The organism is Allobosea sp. 05T433 (assembly GCF_056396065.1).
Genome location: NZ_JBFTKS010000007.1, coordinates 108,593 through 128,426 on the forward strand (window position 1 = coordinate 108,593; position 19,834 = coordinate 128,426).

Consider the following 19,834-nt stretch of genomic DNA (forward strand, 5'->3'; position numbering starts at 1 on the left):
CTAATAAAGTCGCGATTTGTAACCCTCCGCGAGATTCGCTTCGGCTTCCGCCACTCCGATCGCCTTGGTCTGTTCAGCCACGATGCGGCCGAGCGAAGGGAAGCTGTGCCGCGGAACCTGCGTCGCGGGGTCCCAGAGCTTCGAGCGGATCAACGCCTTGCCGCAATGGAAATAGGCTTCGTCGATCTCGACCAGCATGCCGGTGACCGGGGTGCGTTCCTGGACGGTCGAGGGTTCCAGCAGGCCCTGCTCGCGTGTGACTCTGGCACGGCCGTTCACCCGCAGGGTCTCGTTGATGCCGGGCACCATGAAGATCAGGCCGATGCCGGGCGACGCGAGGATGTTGCCAAAGGTGTCGACCCGGTTGTTGCCACGCCGGTCCGGGATCAGCAATGTCCTGTCGTCTAGGACCCTGACGAAGCCGGGTGCATCGCCGCGCGGGCTGGCATCGGCACCACCTGCACCGTCACCGCTGGCGATGACAAGGAAGGGCGAGAGCGCGATAAAGTCGCGGCAGAACTGATCAAGATGCTTCAGCACCTTGCTGTCGGCGATCGGGTTGACCGGGCCGATATGCGTCCGCAGTTCAACCGCATCCTCGATCAACGCTGCCGGCTCGGTGGCTGTCGCAGTCATGAAGTCCTCTCGCCCCTTGCATGGTGCCAACCGCGTGACGGGCTAAGCGATCGATTGTTGTGCAAGCTAGCGTCAGATCTCGGATGATGCCACCGCAGGCGGCGCGCCCGGATGCATGGCGGGGGTGCTTACCCAGCGGTACAGGCGATTCTTGCTGATGATGGTTGCTCAGTCCAGGGGGCGGGGCGTCACGGGCGAGCCCCCGGAGCCGTTCTTCAAATGGGGCTCTTCACGCCCTGCCTCTGGGCGGCGTGCTCTATCCGGCCAGCCGTCACCACGCCCGGGGAGGGGGAACGCTCGGGGCGAGCCGCCTGTCCGAGGCTGAGCGCGGCCTTGATCGGCAGATGATCGGAGGCGATCTGGGCGAGAGGGCTGTCGTGAACCTCGATGAGCGAAACCAGATCATGCGGGTTGGCGATGATGCGATCGAGCGACCAGACCGGAAAGCGCGTCGGGAAACTCGCCACGGCACCGTCGAGCGGTCCAAAATCCGGATGAAGCTCCTGCAGGGACGAGTGCCTGCCGATCCGCCACTCGTTGAAATCGCCCATCACCACGACCGGGCGGCCGTCGGGAGGCTCCGAGGCTGCGAGGATGCTCCGGACCTGGCGCGTCCGCGAGCGGTGCAGCAGGCCAAGATGCACGGCAATGATCCGTACCGGACCGGCGCGCAATGTCAGGTCGACGACCAGGCCGCCGCGAGGCTCGGCACCCGGCAGCACGAGTTGCTCGACCCTGTCGACCACGCCGTCTCGGAACAGCACCAGATTGCCATGCCAGCCATGCCCGTTGCGGGTGGCCCGGAGCGGCACGGCCGTGAGCCCGCATTCACGCTCCAGCGCGTGAAGGTCGAGCAGTCCCAGGCGCTCTCCGAAGCGTTGATCGACTTCCTGCAGCGCGATCACATCCGCATCGATCTCCTTGATGACGTTCATCGTGCGCCAAGGATTGAAACGCCGGTCGCGGCCCACACATTTGTGGATGTTATAGGAGGCGACCAGCGTGTTGCCGCGGCTCGCGCGGTGATCGCCGTTGGAATAGGATTTGCGCTGTTGCCGCAAAGCCGTGGCCATCAGCGGTCCGAGGGATTTGAGCCCCCGCGGGAGCCGACGTTTCCGGAACATGAACAACGGTTTCCTGAGGCGTTAGGCGGAAGGGTGATGGGCAGAGGTTTGTTTGTAACAGAACGATTCGTAATGCAGTCTGTTCAACCTGTCCCGGGCTGTTCTCGATACTGTGTCCGGCAAGCGGTCGTTCATCTGTCGTCCAGATCTAGCAGAGGAGAGATGGATCCAACCTTCGCCGCGAGTGCCCTAGTGGCTCCTCGCTGCGACGACCCGGCCTCTCCTCGACCATGATGCACTTGCTCCTGATCATCGTTGCATTCGCTGGCCTGCTCGCCCTGGCATCGGCCATCGCAACCTATTCCTATGGCCATTTCGCCCGGCGTGCGAAGGGGCCGCCGTCCAGCGCCCTGGCCGTCGCCGATGACGAGACGCTGCTGGACAGGATCCTCTCGCAGCTCGTCGCCGGGCGCGAGAACGAAACCGGCCTCCTGCTGCTCTCTGAAAATCTCGACGCTTTTGCGGCGAGGGCGGTTGCGGCCCGCAGTGCCGGGCGCAGCCTCGACCTTATGTACTATGTCTGGAAGAACGATCTGACCGGACTGCTTCTCGCCCACGAATTGTTGGCTGCCGCCGATCGTGGCGTGCGGGTGAGGCTGCTGATCGACGACATCAACACCCGCGGGCTGGACGGTGCCTATCTCTCGCTCGATGGGCATCCCAACATCTCGGTCAGACTGTTCAATCCGAGCCGGGCTCGGCGCGGTGGCTTGCGGCGCGGCATCGAGATGGTGCTGCGCGCGGTCTCCGTGACGCGGCGGATGCACAACAAGGCCTGGATCAGCGATGGTCGGCTGGCAATCGTCGGTGGCCGCAACATCGGCAATGAATATTTCGCCGCTGCCAAATCCTCCAACTTCCAAGACCTCGACGTTCTGCTCGTCGGAGCCGCGGTGAAGCAGACGGAAGCTGTCTTCGACGCCTTCTGGAACAGCGACGTGGTGATCCCGATCGATGCCCTGGTGACCTGGCGGCAACCGAAGCTGGCGCGCTTGCGCAACGCACTCGCGAAGCTGCTCAAGAGCGCTCGCGCGCGTCCCTATATCGAGCGTGTCCGCGAGCGCATGTCGCTGACGGACACGCTCAATCTCTCCGAGAAGATCCACTGGGCACGCGAGGCCAAGATCATTTCGGATCCACCCGAGAAGGCTTTCGGCGGCAAGCGGGAGAACTGGTTGCTGGGCGCGCTCATGCCCAGCATCGCCGCCAGCCGGGATGTGCTCGAGATCACGTCTCCCTATTTCATTCCCGGCAGCGACGGGACGGCGCAGTTGAGCGGTCTGGTCGCAAGGGGGGTCGATGTCGCGATCCTGACCAACTCGCTGGCGGCGACGGATGTCGCTGCAGTCCACGGGGCCTATGCCCAGTACCGCGAGCGTCTGTTGAAAGGAGGCGTGCGTCTCTACGAGCTGCAGCGCTATGCGAGCCGGCAGCAGATCTCCGTATTCGGCTCGAGCGGCGCCAGCCTCCACACAAAGGCATTCACGGTCGATCGGAAGACCGGCTTCATCGGCTCGTTCAATTTTGACCCGCGCTCGGCCTCGCTGAACACCGAGATGGGGGTGCTGTTCGAACAACCCGCACTGGTGGCCGAGATGCGGCAGCTCTTCAGGGCTGATACGGCGCCTGAAGTCAGTTACGAGCTCTCGCTCGAGGATGGCGGCCTGCACTGGAACGGCAAGCGCGACGGCAAGCCGCGGCGTCTCGGACATGAGCCGGATGCAAGCCCGTCCCGCCGCGCGCTGGCGTTCATCGTCGGCCTCTTGCCGATCCAGTCGCAGCTATAGATCCGCCAGAGCGATTTTCTGTCGAATGGAACCCGCCCTGTTCCACGAGCAGAACTCCGAGCGGCTTGACGCACCGGAATGGCGGACGGAAGCTGGCACCGCATGAGGAGATCGCGATGTCAGCCTTGACCGCCCTGCCTGATCTGGAAACCTTGAAGGGCAGGCTCTACTCCGCTGTCCTTTCCGATGTGCTCGATCAGCTCGGCTTTCCCAACCAGGCGGTGAAGCCGTTCGTGCGGCCGCTCGACGACGCGACGATGCTCTGCGGCTTCGCCCGGACGGGGCTCTACATGAAGCGCTATCACCTTGCCGAGGGCCATAATCCCTACGCGCTCGAGATGGATCTGATCGACAGCCTGAAACCCGGCGAGATTGCCGTGCTGGCCTGCGACGGGCCGACCGACCGGATCGCGCCCTGGGGCGAGCTCCTGACCACGGCCTCGATGGTGCGCGGCGCCGCCGGCTGCCTGACCGACGGGCTGGTTCGCGACGTGCGCCGCATCCGCGAGCTCGGCTTCCCGCTCTTCCATGGCGGCATCGGCCCGCTCGACACCAGGGGGCGGGCTGAGATGATGGCGGTCGACGAGGCCGTCGAAGTCGGCGGAGCAAGGGTCGAGCCGGGCGACTTTATCTTCGGTGATGCCGATGGCGTGGTGGTCGTGCCGCAGCGCATTGCCGAGGAGGTGGTGAAGCTCGCCCTTGCCAAGATCGAGGCGGAGGACACGACGCGCGAGGAGCTTCTCGCCGGCGCGAGCTTGCGCTCGGTTTTCGAACGGCACGGTGTGCTCTAGCGGGCACCTCCGTTTCGGGTCACGCCGAGCCCGGCGCCACCCCGACATAGCGCGCTCGCGGCCGGATGAGGCGGCCAGTCTGAAATTGCTCCAGGGCATGGGCGATCCAGCCGGTGCACCGTGCCGCAGCGAAAATCTGAAAGGGGGCGTCCTGCGGCAGGCCCAGTGTGGAAGCCAGGGCCGTCAAGGCAAAGTCTATGTTCGGAACGTCGCCGGTGATCGCTTCCGTGACGCGACGAATCTCCTGGTATTCGGCGGGAAGAGCGAAGGCCGACAGCAGCCCCCGCGCCCGGGGATCCCCTTCGGGATAGAGCGGGTGCCCGAACCCCGGTACCGGCGTCCCGAGCGCCAGCCGCGATTGGACCGCGGCCTCGACACCCTCCCGCCGCGCTTCGCCGAAGAAGGCGCGAACCCGGGCCGACATGCCGCCGTGCAAGGGGCCTGACAGCGCGGACAGCCCTGCCAGGACGCAGGCAGCCAGCGAGGCCCGTGTCGAGGCGGTGACGCGGACCGCGAAGGTCGATGCGTTCAGCTCATGGTCCGCCAGCAGGACGAGGCAGGTACGAATGAAATCGGCACCCGTCGGGTCGCAACCCCAGGCGCGCGCGATGCGGTCATGAATGGGGCCTTCGCCGGGACGGCCGGCAACCGCATCGACGAGTGCGTCCAGCACCGAGGCTGCTTCGAAATACAAGGCCTTCGGGGTCCGGCTGCCGATTACCGGGTCTGCTGCGGCGCGTGCCGCGATCATCGCGAACATCCGCTGATTGCCGGTTCCCGGGCCGACGATATTGAACTGGGGCGGAAAGCGCGCGTCGCCGCAGGCCCAGAGCAGGCGGGCGATATCCTCGAGACGGGCGGCCCGGGCCAGCGCTTCGGCATCCTGGCCGCGATACCACAGCCGCCCATGCGCGATCGTCGTGATGCTCGATGCCAGCACCGGCTCGCCCCAGGCGATGGCGTCCTCGGCAATCGCCGCGTTTCGTCGCCCTCGTGACTTCCGGTATTCCAGCCGCGCGACATCGGCAGCGCGGTAGAGGCTGCGCCGCGGGGCGCCGGTATCCGCCCGTGCTTCGATCCGCCCCCGGCTCACATAGGCATAGAGCGTCTGCGGCTTCAGCTGCAGACGCGTCATCACCTCCTGCGCGGTCAACCAGTCGCTCATTGCCATATATTGATTTTATTGTTCAAGATTGATTCTAGTTCGGTCCGAACCGATCCTCAAGGCAGTTCTTCAAGGGAGTGCCTGATGTCGGATGGGTTGGAAAATGTCGTTGCAGCACAGACGGTCCTGTCGGATGTGGACGGGGCAGCTGGCCAGCTGGTCATCCGGGGGCATCGTCTCGACGACCTTGCCGGCCGCGTGACCTTCGCCGAGGCGGCGCAGTTGATGCTGACTGGCTTCTTCGACGCATTGCCGCCCGGTGATGCCTTCGAAGCTGCGCTCGGCCAGGGCAGGGTGGATGTGTTCGGCGAGGTGGCCAGTCTCGATGAGACGCTTGTCCGGCGAGCTCCGGTCGAAGCGCTTCGCGCGCTGATGGCGCGGTTGGCCGATGGCGATGATGCTGCGACCGCCTTGCGCCTCCTGGCGGCACCGGCCGTCTTCACGCCGGCGATCATACGGCTGCAGCGCGGGCTCGCACCGATCATGCCCGATGGGCGGTTGGGCCACTCGGCCGATATCCTGCGGATGATGCGCGGCGAGGCAGCCAGCCCGGCGCAGGCCGCGGCATTGGATACTTATCTCGTCACGGTTTGCGATCATGGGCTGAATGCCTCGACCTTCGCCGCCCGTGTCGTCGCGTCGACGCAGGCAGGACTGGGGTCGGCCGTGCTGGCCGGGCTGAGTGCGCTGAAGGGCCCGCTGCATGGGGGAGCGCCCGGGCCGGTGATCGACATGCTCGACCAGATCGGCGAGGTGGGCAACGCACGAGCCTGGCTGGAAGCCGCGTTGCAGCGCGGTGATCGCCTGATGGGGTTCGGTCACCGCGTCTATCGCGTGCGTGACCCACGTGCCGACGCATTGAAGCGCGCGATACGCCAGCTCGATACGGATTCCGGCCGCCTCGCTTACGCGGAGGCGGTCGAGCAGGCCGCCTTGGCTATTCTTCGTGAGCGGAAGCCGAACCGCGCATTGCAGACGAATGTCGAATTCTACACCGCCCTCCTGCTCGAAGCGCTCGCATTCCCGCCCGACAGTTTCACCTGCGTCTTCGCAATGGGACGGACGATCGGCTGGATCGCCCATGCCCAGGAGCAGGTTGCCGGCGGTCGGCTCATTCGCCCGCAGTCAACCTATGTCGGTCCGGCGCCGAGACGCGCTGCCTGATGGGCTCGCTGCCGTGAGCGTCGGCTGCCGCCATCAGCTGCATTGCTGCAGTTGCCGCGAGGCGGCGGTCACGCCGTCCAGCGAGAAGGTGTAGCTGGTCTCATTGCCGCGGGCCGAGCGCGCTGCGAGCACCATCTCGTCGCCAGCCTTCATCGCCGCGAACAGCTCGCCCTCGCGTTCGACGCGCTGGAGCCAGGCATTGCGGCCGGCGGTCAGCATGCGGAAGCGCTCCTCGCCGATCGTGACCTCGACGGTCGAATCCTTGGCGAAGTCGTACCCGGTCTGGAAACTCGACTCCGTGCGGCCAGCGCTCTCGCCGCTCTGGACGAAGAAATACACGTCGCCATGGCGAAGCTCGGCAGGTTTCTCAGCGATTGGGTTGCTGGAGATATAGCAACGTTGGCTATTACCGCTCGCATAGGACGAGGCATTCCAGTTCTTGAACTGACCGAGCGGCTTGGCCGGATTCGCCATTGCTCCGGTCGAAACCGCGAGGAATACGAAGGTCGCCGGGATCGCCAGTCTCATCATTGCTTCATCTCCTTTTGTGTTCTCAAGGGATGGAACCTGAAGCCTAACGAGGCGTAAACAAGGCGGCGGAAAGCGCGTGCGACCTTGCGGCGCAGCGGCACGCGCCCGCGGCTGCTTTCGGCATCGCCCGGCGGGGCGAAAGTCGGCGGAATGTCGCGAGATGCGTAACGTTGAGGAAGAAGCGGCGCTCCGCGAAGTTGCCGTCGCAGGCTACGGACACACTGGCGCCGGTCTACCCTGACTGTGAGACCTGACTGCGAGACGTGGCTGTGCGCCTCGGTGCGTCAGCTTCGGGCCTTACGTCCCGCGGGCCGTACGCAGAGCGGAGGGGCCGCATCCGCGCTCGATGATTGGAACGACCGGAATTCACCGGCAGGCACATGGCCGGTCGTGCAATTTCACGCGAATCAAGGCGCCAGCCGGCGTTTCCTCGACACCTATTCCGCCGCTTGTGCGGGGGCCTTGGCGGGCTTCTTCAGCGGTCGGCGCTCCAGCACCTCCTTGAGGAACCGGGCGGTATGGCTGCGGCTGACCTTGACGACATCCTCCGGCGTGCCCTGAGCCACGACCTCGCCGCCGCCATCGCCACCTTCCGGACCCATGTCGATGATCCAGTCGGAGGTCTTGATGACCTCGAGATTGTGCTCGATCACCACCACCGTATTGCCCTGCTCGACCAGCTCATGCAGCACTTCCATGAGCTTGGCGACATCGTGGAAATGCAGGCCGGTCGTCGGCTCGTCCAGGATGTAGAGCGTGCGGCCGGTGGCACGCTTCGAGAGTTCCTTCGACAGTTTCACGCGCTGGGCTTCGCCGCCGGACAGCGTGGTCGCCTGCTGGCCGACATGGACATAGCCGAGGCCGACGCGGGAGAGCGTTTCCATCTTGTCGCGGATCGAGGGCACGGCCTTGAACAGGTCCTTCGCCTCCTCGACGGTCATGTCGAGCACATCCGCGATCGAGCGCTCGCGGTATTTCACCTCGAGCGTTTCACGGTCGTAACGCTTGCCCTTGCAGACATCGCAGGTGACGTAGACGTCGGGCAGGAAATGCATCTCGATTTTGATGACGCCGTCGCCCTGGCAGGCTTCGCAGCGCCCGCCCTTGACGTTGAAGGAGAAGCGCCCCGGCTGATAGCCGCGCGCCTTCGCCTCGGGCAGGCCGGCGAACCATTCGCGCATCGGCGTGAAGGCGCCGGTATAGGTCGCGGGATTGGAGCGCGGGGTGCGGCCGATCGGCGACTGGTCGATGTCGATGACCTTGTCGAGATGCTCCATGCCCTCGATGCGATCATGCTGGGCGGGATGCTCGATCGAGCCGTTGAGCTTGCGGGCGACGGCCTTGTAGAGCGTGTCGATGACCAGCGTCGACTTGCCGCCGCCGGAGACGCCGGTGATGCAGGTGAAGAGCCCGAGCGGGATCTCGACGGAGACGTCCTTGAGGTTGTTGCCCCTGGCGCCGACGATCTTGAGCGAACGCCCCTTCTGCGGTTTGCGGCGCTTGGCCGGCACCGGCACCGAGAGCTCGCCCGTGAGGTAGCGGCCGGTCAGCGAGTTCGGGTCGGCCAGGATCTGCTCCGGCGTGCCCTTCGAGACGATCTCGCCGCCATGGATGCCGGCTCCGGGGCCGACATCGACGACGTAGTCGGCGGTCAGGATCGCGTCCTCGTCATGCTCGACGACGATCACGGTATTGCCGAGGTCGCGCAGGCGCCGCAGCGTCCCGAGCAGGCGCTCATTGTCGCGTTGGTGCAGGCCGATCGAGGGCTCGTCCAGCACATAGAGGACGCCGGTGAGGCCCGAGCCGATCTGCGAGGCGAGGCGGATACGCTGGCTCTCGCCGCCCGAGAGCGTGCCGGAGCCGCGCGCCAGCGTCAGATATTCCAGCCCGACGTCGAGCAGGAAGGTCAGGCGGTCGCGGATCTCCTTGAGGATGCGCGTCGCGATCTCGGTCTGCTTCGGCGTGAGATGGCGCGGCAGATCGGAGACCCAGGCCAGCGCATCGCGAACCGAGAGGCGGGAAATCTCGCCGATATGACTACCGGCGATCTTCACCGCCAGCGCCTCGGGCTTCAGGCGAAAACCGTTGCAGGCGGCGCAGGGCGTCTCGGACATGAAGCGGCCGATTTCCTCACGCGCCCAGTCGGACTCCGTCTCCTTCCAGCGCCGCTCCATGTTTGTGATGACGCCCTCGAAGGGCTTCTTCACCTCATAGGCGCGCAGGCCGTCATTATAGGCGAACCGCACCGGCTCGGTGCCGGTGCCGAACAGGATGGCATCGTGCGCCTGCTTCGGCAGCTCGGACCAGGGCTTGGTCATCGAGAAGCCGAAATGCTTGGCGAGCGCGTCCAGTGTCTGGCCGTAATAGGGCGAGGTCGACTTGGCCCAGGGCGCGATCGCCCCCTTCTTCAGTGAGATGGAATTGTCGGGCACGATCAGATTGGCATCGATGCGCATCTCGTGGCCGAGACCATCGCAGGTCGGGCAGGCGCCGAACGGGTTGTTGAATGAAAAGAGCCTGGGCTCGATCTCGGGGATGGTGAAGCCGGAGACGGGGCAGGCGAATTTCGAGGAGAAGGTGATGCGCCTGGCCTCGCCGCTCTCCTCCTTCTCGTCGGCATATTCGAAGACCGCGATACCCTCGGCGAGCTCCAGAGCCTGTTCCAGCGAGTCGGACAGGCGTGCGGCGAGGTCGGGGCGTATGACGATGCGGTCGACCACCACGTCGATGTCGTGCTTGAACTTCTTGTCGAGGGCGGGAGCGTCCGGGATCTCGTAGAACTGGCCGTCGATCTTGACGCGCTGGAAGCCGCGCTTCAGCCAGTCGGCCAGTTCCTTGCGGTATTCGCCCTTGCGACCGCGCACCACGGGCGCCAGCAGATAGCCGCGCGTCTTCTCCGGCAACTCCAGCAGCCGGTCGACCATCTGGCTGACCGTCTGGCTCTCGATCGGCAGGCCCGTCGCCGGCGAGTAGGGGATGCCGGCACGTGCCCAGAGCAGGCGCATGTAGTCGTGGATCTCGGTGACGGTGCCGACTGTCGAGCGCGGGTTCTTCGAGGTCGTCTTCTGCTCGATCGAGATGGCCGGCGAGAGCCCGTCGATCTGGTCGACATCGGGCTTCTGCATCATCTCGAGGAACTGGCGGGCATAGGCCGAGAGGGACTCGACATAGCGGCGCTGGCCCTCGGCGTAGATCGTGTCGAAGGCGAGCGAGGATTTGCCCGAGCCTGAAAGGCCGGTGAAGACCACGAGCTTGTCGCGCGGAATCGCCAGGTCGACATTCTTGAGATTGTGCTCGCGCGCGCCGCGCACGGAAATCACGCGTGCATTCGGATCGGCCGCGCGGTTGCGGTCGAACATGTCCTCAAGCGTGGCGGCTTGTTCAGCCAAAGAGGTCTTGCGGGCCATCGGGGCGTCCGTTCGGGTAAGGCGTAGAGATAGGGCAAATGCCCGGCCATGCCAGCCTCACGGCGGTCTGGCAGGCATGAATATCATGCAGCGGGATAGGCTGCTGTCTTTCTCCTGACAATTCGCGTCAGGAGTAGGGCGTCCGGTTTGGCGATCGGTGCCGCCGTCCGCCGAGGCTCGTCCGACCTCCGGCGGCTGCCTCGCGAATCCTGATGAAGACAGGGGACAACTCTGCAAAACGAGCTTGAACAAAGCAAGAACATTGTTGATAGTGACGTCTGCGGGCGCTAGGGTCCGGCTCCGGTCGTCGATCGGATTTGCAGATGTGCGCAGGAAATGGAGCCTCTCATGGCTGGTAGCGTCAACAAGGTCATTCTGGTCGGTAATCTCGGGCGCGACCCCGAGGTGCGCCGGCTCGGCAGCGGCGAGCCGGTCGTCAATCTGCGCATCGCCACGTCCGAGACCTGGCGCGACAAGCAGTCCGGTGAGCGCAAGGAAAAGACCGAGTGGCACTCGGTGGTGATCTTCAACGAGAATCTCGCCAAGGTCGCGGAGCAGTATCTGAAGAAGGGCTCGAAGGTTTACATCGAGGGCCAGCTCCAGACGCGCAAGTGGCAGGATCAGTCCGGCGTCGAGAAGTACACGACCGAAATCGTGCTGCAGCGCTTCCGCGGCGAACTCACCATTCTCGACAGCCGCGGGCAGGGCGGATCGGACGAGTATGGCGAGGGCGGCGGTTCGGTCGAGGACCGTTCGGGCGGCGGCGGTTCCTTCGGGCGTTCGAGCCCGATGGGCAGCGGTGGCGGCTCGCGCCAGCCGGCTATGTCCAGCGGCGGCGGCGGGCGTTCGTCGAGCACCCACCTGGACGACGATATCCCGTTCTAGGGCAAGCGAGGGCGAACCGCTTTGCGGATCGCAATCTCCTCAGGATCAGAAGGTCGCTCCCGACCGTTCGGAGCGGCCTTTTTGTTGGTATCCGAAGGACGGGGCGGCTCTCCCTCCATCATTGCCAAGAGCGGCCAGCGGCATTCGATGACTTAGATCGCGAATCTCGGTGCGAGATTGCATTTATTCGCGCTCGAGCAGTCAGACCCGACCGCCGTCCAGGCGCGAAGGACCGTCTATCGGGCACCCGCAATAACGAGTGGGCTGAAGCTGCGCTGTCGCGCAAGCTGAGGAACGGACTTGAGCGCGGAGCTTCCCGACCTTCTAGAACGTCAGGCGCGTCTGACGCGCGCGCCGGGCCTAGCCGTGACTGCGCGCCGCTTAGAACATCGGACCGGATATCATATCCGGTCCGATGTTCTAAGCTTCTGTGTTTGCATCGGCTTTCCCGAAAACCGCAATCTACTTTTCGGGCCGATGCTTTAGCCGTCATAGGCCCTCTGAAGCGCGGCGATGTCGATCTTCTGCATCTGCATCATCGCCTGCATGGCCCGGCCGGCCTTCTCCTGTTCGGGACTGCTCAACAGCTTGGGCAGCACTGACGGGATGACCTGCCAGGAGATGCCGAACCTGTCCTTCAGCCAGCCGCATTGCTGGATCTGTCCACCGTCTCCGAGCCTGTCCCAGTAGTAATCGACCTCGTCCTGGGTTTCGCAGTTCACATAGAGCGAGATCGCTTCCGTGAACTTGAAGCGTGGGCCGCCATTGAGTGCCGTGAATTGCAGGCCTTCGAGCTCGAAGGATGCGGCCATAGGCGAGACGCCGCCGAGCTTCGAATTCTTGAAGATGGAGGTGTAGAATTTTGCCGCCTCCTCAGCCTGGCCATCGAACCACAGGAACGGGGTGATCTTCTGCATGGTCGTCTCCTCCTCTTGCTTGCTGAGCGCGGGGCGGTCGCCCGAATGCTGCGAGTGCAGGGCTTCCGGAACTGATCGGTGAAACGGCTCAGGTGGAATGGCTCAGGCGGCCTGCCGCCTTTCAGCGAACAGGGTGTCGAGCTTCCCGTAGCTTGCGGCGACGCCTTCCTTCATGCCGCTCCTGAGCGCGCCGTCGCGGGCCTCGCGCGAGGAATAGAGTACGGTCAGCGCGAGTTCGGTCTTGCCCGCCTGCTCCGTCAGAACCAGCGTCGCGATGGCCTCGCCCCCGGTCCAGTCCTGGTCGAACAGTTCGGTTCGGACGATACGCTCAGGGCGCGCGATCTCGCGGTAGATCCCGCCCATTCCCATCACGGTGCCGTCCGGTCCGTGCCAGACGTGGCGGAAGCTGCCGCCGACCCGAAAATCGACCTCGCAATGCTGCAGTGACCAGCCTGGAGGGCCGCTCAACCACCTCTTCAGCAGCTCAGGCCGGTTCATGGCCTCGAAGACCAGCTCGCGCGGTGCGTTGAAGAGGCGGGTCATCAGGACCTCGCGGTCGCTGGGCGTCGAGACGGACAGATCGGCGGTCGTCATCATCGTCACTCTCCTTTGGGTTTCATGCCTTTCTCGGCCTTCATCTCGTCGAGAAGGAGGTCGAGGCGCTGGAAGGTCGTCTCCCAGAACTGGCGATAGCCTTCGAGCCAGCCATTTGCGTCGGCGAGAGCTTGGGGCTCGAGCCGGCAGGGGCGACGTTGTGCGTCCCGTCCGCGCGAAATCAATCCAGCGCGCTCCAGCATCTTGAGATGCTTGGAGATGGCCGGCTGGCTCATAGCGAAGGGCTGGGCCAGCTCGGTCACCGAAGCCTCGCCAAGGGCGAGGCGTGCCAGGATCGCCCGCCGTGTCGGATCGGCCAGGGCGGCGAAGGTGGTGTCGAGCCGGCTGGATGGCGTCATTTAATTACCAATTGGTTATATAACGTAGTTGTTATTTAACGTGGCGCAGCCGTTGTCAAGGCTGAGGGCGGGCAGCCCGGCCCTTCCGATCGATCTGTCATGCGGGGCAGGCATCTCCGCCCCGGCGTGTGAAATCCTTGTGCGCAATGGGGGAACGGGCGTATGTGCAGCGCTCATGAGCAACACTGATCCCGCCGCCTCAGCCCTGTCCGTCTGGATCGCGCTGGAAAGCCCCACCCATCACGCTCCTGGCGTGAACGGCATGATGGACCTCGTCGCCAAGGAGGTCGAAGGCCTGCCGATCGCGGTCGAGCGCCTGCCGGGGCGCGACGGCCTCGGAGACAGCGTGATCCTGAGGGCCGGGCTCGATAATGGCGAGAAGGCCATTTCGGTCATGTCACATCTCGACACGGTCCACCCGGTCGGGACGAGTGCCAAGGATTTGCCTGTCCGGATCGAGGGCGACAGGCTCTATGGTCCTGGCGTCTATGATATGAAGGGCGGTGCCTGGCTCGCCCTGCAAGCCTTCAAGGATGTGGCCAAGGCGGGCTCGGCCAAGCGGCCGATGATCTTCCTGTTCACGCCCGACGAGGAGATCGGCTCGCCGACCACCCGTTCGGTGATCGAGGATATCGGGCGGCAGTCGGCGGCGGTGCTGGTCACCGAGCCGGCGCGCGAAGGTGGCCGCATCGTCACGGCCCGCAAGGGTGTCGGCCGCTTCGACGTCAGGCTCGAGGGGCGCCCGGCCCATTCAGGCTCACGCCATGCTGACGGACGCAGCGCCATCCGCGAGGCGGCGCATCAGATCCTCGCCATCGAGGGCATGACGGACTATGCGCGCGGCATCACCACGTCGGTCGCCTTGATCGGCGGCGGCACGGCGGCGAACGTGATTCCGCAGCATGCCTGGTTCAGCGTCGATGTGCGCGTCACCACGCTTGCCGACGGTCAGATGATGGAGAACCGCATTCTTGGGCTCACGCCCCGCGATCCCGATGTGAAGATCACGGTGACGGGCGGCATGAATCGGCCGCCCTATGAGAAGTCGAGCACGGTCGCGCAGTTGTTCGAGACAGCGCGTGGCGTTGCAGCGAAGGTCGGCTTCGATCTTCAGGACTGCCCGATGACCGGTGGTGGTTCCGACGGCAATTTCACGGCGGCGCTCGGCGTGCCGACGCTGGATGGTCTCGGCATCGACGGCAATGGCGCCCATACGCTCGAGGAATACGCCCTGATCTCCTCGATCGCACCGCGTCGAGCCCTGATCAAGGGGCTGCTCGAAACGGTCTGAGCGCTCGGCTTCCCGCTTCCGCTTCTGCCCGAAATCCGCTCTGATGCTTCCCAAGGCCGCGTGACGGCTGTCCTTGGGAAGGGAAGCGGCATGAAGAACTGGATCGCAGGCGCCCTTGGCGCTGCTTGCATGGTGGTGGCGGGAATGGCAGCGGCACAGGACCTGATGGTCGAGAAGAAGGTGTTCGAGCTGCCGAGCTTCACGACGCAAGGCGGGCRCACACTCAAGAACGTCAAGGTCGGCTGGGAGAGCTACGGCACGCTCAATGCCGACAAGTCGAATGCGATCCTGATCTGCCATTTCTTCTCGGGCAATTCGCATGCCGCCGGCAAGTACGACGCAAGGGATGCCGCGCCAGGCTACTGGGATGCGATTGTCGGTCCCGGCAAGGCGATCGACACCAATAAGTACTTCGTCCTGTCCTCCGATACGCTGGTGAACCTCAACACCGGCGATCCGAAGACGACGACCACCGGCCCGGCTTCGCTCAATCCCGATACCGGGAAGCCCTACGCGCTCGATTTCCCGATCGTCACGGTCGGCGACTTCGTCAATGTCCAGAAGGCACTGGTCGAGAGCCTGGGTATCAGGAAGCTGGCGCTGGTCGCCGGCCCATCCATGGGCGCGCTCCAGACCTGGGAATGGGCAGCAAGCCATCCGGAGATGGTCGCCAAGGCGATGCCGGTCATCGGCGCGGCCGAAGCCGATGCGCAGCTCATCGCCTGGCTCGATGTCTGGGCGGCGCCGATCCTGGTCGATCCCAACTGGAACAAGGGCGACTATTACGGTGGCACCCCGCCCAATGCCGGCCTCGCCAAGGCGCTGGCAGTGGTGACGCTGCAGGCGAACCACCGTGACTGGACCAATGGCACCTTCGGGCGCAGGCCCGCCAAGGAAGGTGAGGACCCCGMCAAAGCGCTCGGAAACAGGTTCCAGRTCCAGAGCATTCTCGACAATGCCGGTGAGGCGCGCGCCAAGCTGTCAGACGCGAACCATTTCCTCTATCTCGTGAAGGCCAACCAGCTTTTTGCCGCTGGCGGAACCTCGCTCGCCAATGGCGCGTCGAAGATCAAGGCGCCGGTGCTGCTGATCACGCAGCCGAAGGATCTGGTCTTCACTGCGGATACCATCGCCAGCACGGTCGATGGCATGAAGCAGGGCGGCGTCGACATCTCCCACATCACCATCCAGGGCTCGCGTGGGCATCTCGACGGCGTCATCTCGATGAAGCAGGCCGAAGGGGCGATCCGGGCCTTCCTGGAGAAGTGAGGCGCGTCGGCGTCTCATGCTCGGTCCTGCACAGGGCATGGGCCTTTGAACGATGATGAGCGGCACATGCGCCGATGAACGGGCAAGCCTGGCCATGACTGTGATGCCCCTTTCAAGGGGGGCGGCCACGTCCTAGCCGCCTCCGACCACGGCCCGCACGCCATCGATGACGAATTGCACGGCGAGCGCGGCAAGGATCACGCCGAGCAGACGGGTCAGAACGACATTGCCGGTGACACCAAGGAGGCGCGCAATCGGCGTCGCCATGAGGAAGGTCACGAGGCATGAGGCGATCACCAGCCCGCAGATGACCGCCAGCGAGCCGAGCATGGCGAGATCGCCATTGGCGCGTCCGGCGAGCAGCATCATCGCGGTCAGCGAGCCGGGGCCTGCCATCAGGGGGATGGCGAGCGGGAAGGCGGCAACGTTGCGGATGTGGTCGAGAGTGATTGCGGTCTCGGCCGTCGCCTGCTTGCGCTCGTTGCGGCGCTCGAACACCATCTCGAACGAGATCCAGAACAGCAGCAGCCCGCCTGCGATGCGGAAGGCCGGCAGCGAGACGCCGAGCGCCTTCAGCACGATATCGCCCGCAAGTCCGAAGAAGGCCATGATGCCGAAGGCGATGATGCAGGCGCGCACCGCGACCTGCCTGCGCTCGTCGGCCGACATGCCGCGCGTCAGGGACAGGAAGATCGGTGCGAGACCCGGCGGATCGAGGGTGACCAGCAGTGTGACGAGGGCGGAGGTGAGATATTCCAGGAACATCGTGGAGCTTAGGCATGCTGCCGAGCCCGCGTCACTAGGCGTAGGAGCGAAATTTGCCGAGCGGTTTTCCGGCTCCGTCACGCGCTCGCGCCGGTCAAACATGGCGGCAATGTGGGAGGGCTCGGAAAGTGAGTCGAAAACGACTCGTAACGCGTTGACAAGGAACGGTTTTAATTTCTCTGGAGAGATTCGTCTTTTGCTGGCTTCGCGGGGCGGAATCGGATAGCCAGAAGCTTGAAAAATCGTAGAAAACGGGACCTCATCCCTTGAGCGAAGACGACAACGGCACGCGCGGCGGCCAGCCGGAAGACGCGCATTTCGGCGGCGACATCAAGCCGATCGCCATCACTGACGAGATGAAGAAGAGCTATCTCGATTACGCCATGAGCGTGATCGTCAGCCGCGCTCTTCCCGACGTCCGCGACGGCCTGAAGCCGGTGCACCGGCGCATCCTGTTCTCGATGCACGAGAACAAGAACCTGCCGGACCGGCCCTATACCAAATGCGCCCGCATCGTCGGCGATACGATGGGTAAGTACCATCCGCACGGCAACATGGCGGTCTATGACGCGCTGGTCCGCATGGCGCAGGATTTCTCGCTGCGCCTGCCCTTGATCGACGGTCAGGGCAATTTCGGCTCGATGGATGGCGATTCCGCGGCGGCCGATCGTTATACCGAGGCCAGGCTCGACAAGGCGGCGATGCCGCTGCTCGAGGATCTCGACCTCGACACCGTCGATTTCCAGCCGAACTATGACGGCAAGGAGCATGAGCCGCGGGTTCTGCCGGCGCGTTATCCGAACCTGCTCGTCAACGGCGCGGGCGGCATCGCGGTCGGCATGGCGACCAATATTCCGCCGCATAATCTCGGCGAGGTGATCGATGCCTGTATCGCGCTTATCGACGATCCCGAGCTCTCGATCGACGACCTGATCGAGATCGTACCTGGTCCGGACTTCCCGACCGGCGCCTCGATCATGGGCAAGAGCGGTATCCACTCCGCCTATCACACCGGTCGTGGCTCGATCGTGATGCGGTCCAAGACGCATATCGAGGAGCTGCGCAAGGAGCGCGAGGCGATCATCGTCACCGAGGTTCCCTACCAGGTGAACAAGGCTTCGATGGTCGAGAAGATCGCCGATCTGGTTCGCGAGAAGCGGATCGAAGGCATTTCCGATCTGCGTGACGAATCCAGCCGCGAGGGCGTGCGTGTCGTCATCGAGGTCAAGCGCGACGCCATGGCCGATGTCGTGCTGAACCAGCTCTACCGTTATACGCCGTTGCAGACTTCGTTCGGCGCCAACATGGTCGCGCTCAATGGCGGTCGGCCGGAGGTGTTGAACCTCAAGGACTTCATCTCGGCCTTTATCGAGTTCCGCGAGGAGGTCGTCTCCCGGCGCACACGCTACCTGCTCAACAAGGCGCGCGAACGCGCCCATGTGCTCTGCGGCCTTGCCACCGCCGTCGCCAATATCGACGAGGTCATCCGCCTGATCCGCACCGCGCCGACCCCGGCGGCTGCGCACGCCTCGCTGATGGATCGCAACTGGCCGGCCGAGGATATCGCGCCGCTGATCGCACTGGTCGACGATCCGCGTCATCCGCTCAACCCGGACGGCACCTATCGCCTGTCCGATGCGCAGGCCAAGGCGATCCTCGAATTGCGCCTTGCTCGCCTGACCGCCCTCGGCCGCGACGAGATCGGCGAAGAACTCGCCAAGCTCGCAACCGAGATCGCGGATTATCTCGAGATCCTGCGCTCACGCGCCCGTATCCAGTCGATCATCAAGACCGAGCTCACCGAGGTGAAGGCTGCCTTCGCCACGCCGCGTCGCACGGTGATCCAGGACTGGGGTTCGGATCTCGACGACGAGGACCTGATCGCGCGCGAGGACATGGTGGTGACCGTGTCCCATGCCGGTTACATCAAGCGCGTGCCGCTCTCGACCTATCGGGCGCAGAAGCGTGGCGGCAAGGGCCGTTCGGGCATGTCGACCAGGGACGAGGATTTCGTCACCCGGCTCTTCGTTGCCGACACCCATACGCCGATCATCTTCTTCTCCTCGCGCGGCCAGGCCTACAAGGAGAAGGTCTGGCGGTTGCCGCTGGCGGCGCCGAATGCACGCGGCAAGTTCCTCAACAACATGCTGCCGCTGGAGAAGGATGAGCGCATCACCACGGTGATGCCGTTGCCGGAGGATGAGGAGAGCTGGGAGCGGCTCGACGTGATGTTCGCGACCCGGACGGGCAATGTCCGCCGCAACAAGCTCTCGGACTTCGTGCAGGTCAATCGCAACGGCAAGATCGCGATGAAGCTCGACGAGGGAGACTCCATCGTCGACGTCCAGATCTGCTCGGAGCATGACGACGTGCTGCTGACCACGGCGGCCGGCCAGTGCATCCGCTTCGCCGTGCCCGAAGTGCGCGTTTTCAAGGGGCGCGACTCGACCGGCGTGCGCGGCATCAACCTCGCCGATGGCGACGAGGTGATCTCGCTTGCCATCCTGCATCATCTCGATGCGACGCCGGATGAGCGCGCCGCCTATCTCAAGCGCGCTGCTGCTGCCCGCAAGGCCCTGAATGGCGAAGGCGACGACACCTCCGAGCCGGTCCAGGCGAGCGAGGGCGAGGAGGCCGCCAGCGATATCGAACTCGGCCAGGAGAAATATGCCGAGATGGGTGCTGCGGAGCAGTTCATCCTGACGGTGTCCGAGAAGGGCTACGGCAAGCGCACCTCGTCCTTCGAGTACCGGGTCACCGGACGCGGGGGCAAGGGCATCGTCGCCATGGTGGTGAACGAGCGCAACGGCAAGCTGATCGCCTCCTTCCCCGCGGTCGATACGGACCAGATCATGCTCGTGACCGATGGCGGGCAGGTGATCCGCGTGCCGGTCGACAAGGGACCGGACAACCGCATCCGCATTGCCGGCCGCTCGACCCAGGGTGTCACGGTGTTCAACACCGCAGCCGGTGAGAAGGTCGTCTCGGTCGAATGCATCGGTGATGCAGGGGACGACGAGGCCGAGGACGAAGGCCCTGCGCCTGCGGACGAGCCTGCTCAGGAAGGCTGAAGCCGGCTTGTTTCAGGTTTGAAATGACCTGAAGCTTGGGCTGTGGAACAACCGAGGCATGATGTCGAACATTCTCGA

The 19,834-nt window shown here is 64.5% G+C and carries 16 protein-coding genes; 7 read left to right on the top strand and 9 right to left on the bottom strand.

Annotation, left to right across the window (positions count from 1 at the left end; genetic code table 11):
* Together AC1DGP_RS11910 and AC1DGP_RS11915 are read right to left on the bottom strand one after the other, a co-directional pair.
* On the bottom strand, window positions 1–636 hold the full coding sequence (locus tag AC1DGP_RS11910) for a pyridoxamine 5'-phosphate oxidase family protein (RefSeq protein WP_441505964.1): 636 nt from the start codon (window positions 634–636) through the stop codon (window positions 1–3).
* A gap of 215 nt (window positions 637–851) precedes the next feature.
* Window positions 852–1,709 carry an endonuclease/exonuclease/phosphatase family protein gene (locus tag AC1DGP_RS11915; protein WP_476832175.1) on the bottom strand — a complete coding sequence of 286 codons (858 nt, stop codon included), beginning with the start codon at window positions 1,707–1,709 and terminating at the stop codon, window positions 852–854.
* Between the two features lie 284 nt (window positions 1,710–1,993).
* On the opposite strand from AC1DGP_RS11915, the gene AC1DGP_RS11920 reads away from it, so the two are divergent.
* Together AC1DGP_RS11920 and AC1DGP_RS11925 are read left to right on the top strand one after the other, a co-directional pair.
* Window positions 1,994–3,547: a phospholipase D family protein gene (locus AC1DGP_RS11920; protein ID WP_441506014.1), complete on the top strand. Its 1,554-nt coding sequence runs from the start codon at window positions 1,994–1,996 to the stop codon at window positions 3,545–3,547.
* 116 nt (window positions 3,548–3,663) lie between these two features.
* On the top strand, window positions 3,664–4,338 hold the full coding sequence (locus tag AC1DGP_RS11925) for an RraA family protein (protein WP_441505962.1): 675 nt from the start codon (window positions 3,664–3,666) through the stop codon (window positions 4,336–4,338).
* A gap of 19 nt (window positions 4,339–4,357) precedes the next feature.
* Here the strand turns inward: AC1DGP_RS11925 and AC1DGP_RS11930 are convergent, their stop codons facing one another.
* On the bottom strand, window positions 4,358–5,503 hold the full coding sequence (locus tag AC1DGP_RS11930; RefSeq protein WP_476832176.1) for a citrate synthase family protein: 1,146 nt from the start codon (window positions 5,501–5,503) through the stop codon (window positions 4,358–4,360).
* 84 nt (window positions 5,504–5,587) lie between these two features.
* Between AC1DGP_RS11930 and AC1DGP_RS11935 the strand changes: the two genes are divergently transcribed.
* Window positions 5,588–6,667, top strand: coding sequence for a citrate synthase/methylcitrate synthase (locus tag AC1DGP_RS11935; RefSeq protein ID WP_476769770.1), 1,080 nt, complete (start codon window positions 5,588–5,590; stop codon window positions 6,665–6,667).
* A gap of 33 nt (window positions 6,668–6,700) precedes the next feature.
* Here the strand turns inward: AC1DGP_RS11935 and AC1DGP_RS11940 are convergent, their stop codons facing one another.
* Window positions 6,701–7,198, bottom strand: a complete 498-nt coding sequence (locus AC1DGP_RS11940; RefSeq protein WP_441489723.1) for an invasion associated locus B family protein — start codon at window positions 7,196–7,198, stop codon at window positions 6,701–6,703.
* Between the two features lie 437 nt (window positions 7,199–7,635).
* Window positions 7,636–10,557 (bottom strand): excinuclease ABC subunit UvrA, encoded by a 2,922-nt coding sequence (gene uvrA, locus AC1DGP_RS11945; RefSeq protein WP_441490033.1) that lies wholly within the window; start codon window positions 10,555–10,557, stop codon window positions 7,636–7,638.
* A gap of 396 nt (window positions 10,558–10,953) precedes the next feature.
* Between uvrA and AC1DGP_RS11950 the strand changes: the two genes are divergently transcribed.
* Window positions 10,954–11,490, top strand: a complete 537-nt coding sequence (locus AC1DGP_RS11950; RefSeq protein WP_441505960.1) for a single-stranded DNA-binding protein — start codon at window positions 10,954–10,956, stop codon at window positions 11,488–11,490.
* Window positions 11,491–11,972: 482 nt separating this feature from the next.
* Here the strand turns inward: AC1DGP_RS11950 and AC1DGP_RS11955 are convergent, their stop codons facing one another.
* The 3 genes from AC1DGP_RS11955 to AC1DGP_RS11965 all read right to left on the bottom strand — a co-directional run bounded on the left by AC1DGP_RS11955 (window position 11,973) and on the right by AC1DGP_RS11965 (window position 13,360).
* Window positions 11,973–12,407, bottom strand: a complete 435-nt coding sequence (locus tag AC1DGP_RS11955; protein WP_441505959.1) for a VOC family protein — start codon at window positions 12,405–12,407, stop codon at window positions 11,973–11,975.
* 102 nt (window positions 12,408–12,509) lie between these two features.
* Entirely contained in the window at window positions 12,510–13,004 is a 495-nt protein-coding gene (locus tag AC1DGP_RS11960; protein ID WP_441505958.1) for an SRPBCC family protein, read from the bottom strand.
* 2 nt (window positions 13,005–13,006) lie between these two features.
* Window positions 13,007–13,360, bottom strand: a complete 354-nt coding sequence (locus tag AC1DGP_RS11965) for an ArsR/SmtB family transcription factor (RefSeq protein ID WP_441505957.1) — start codon at window positions 13,358–13,360, stop codon at window positions 13,007–13,009.
* Window positions 13,361–13,535: 175 nt separating this feature from the next.
* Between AC1DGP_RS11965 and AC1DGP_RS11970 the strand changes: the two genes are divergently transcribed.
* Both AC1DGP_RS11970 and AC1DGP_RS11975 read left to right on the top strand, forming a co-directional pair.
* Window positions 13,536–14,651 carry a M20 family metallopeptidase gene (locus AC1DGP_RS11970; protein WP_441505956.1) on the top strand — a complete coding sequence of 372 codons (1,116 nt, stop codon included), beginning with the start codon at window positions 13,536–13,538 and terminating at the stop codon, window positions 14,649–14,651.
* 90 nt (window positions 14,652–14,741) lie between these two features.
* On the top strand, window positions 14,742–15,920 hold the full coding sequence (locus AC1DGP_RS11975) for an E22 family MetX-like putative esterase (protein ID WP_476832177.1): 1,179 nt from the start codon (window positions 14,742–14,744) through the stop codon (window positions 15,918–15,920).
* A 132-nt stretch (window positions 15,921–16,052) separates the two neighbouring features.
* Here AC1DGP_RS11975 and AC1DGP_RS11980 read toward each other — a convergent pair whose 3' ends face one another.
* On the bottom strand, window positions 16,053–16,685 hold the full coding sequence (locus AC1DGP_RS11980) for a MarC family protein (protein WP_441505954.1): 633 nt from the start codon (window positions 16,683–16,685) through the stop codon (window positions 16,053–16,055).
* A gap of 356 nt (window positions 16,686–17,041) precedes the next feature.
* Between AC1DGP_RS11980 and gyrA the strand changes: the two genes are divergently transcribed.
* The gene (gene gyrA / locus AC1DGP_RS11985) at window positions 17,042–19,756 is read left to right on the top strand and encodes a DNA gyrase subunit A (RefSeq protein ID WP_441506012.1); all 2,715 of its coding nucleotides are present in this window, start codon (window positions 17,042–17,044) and stop codon (window positions 19,754–19,756) included.
* Window positions 19,757–19,834: the final 78 nt, after the last annotated feature.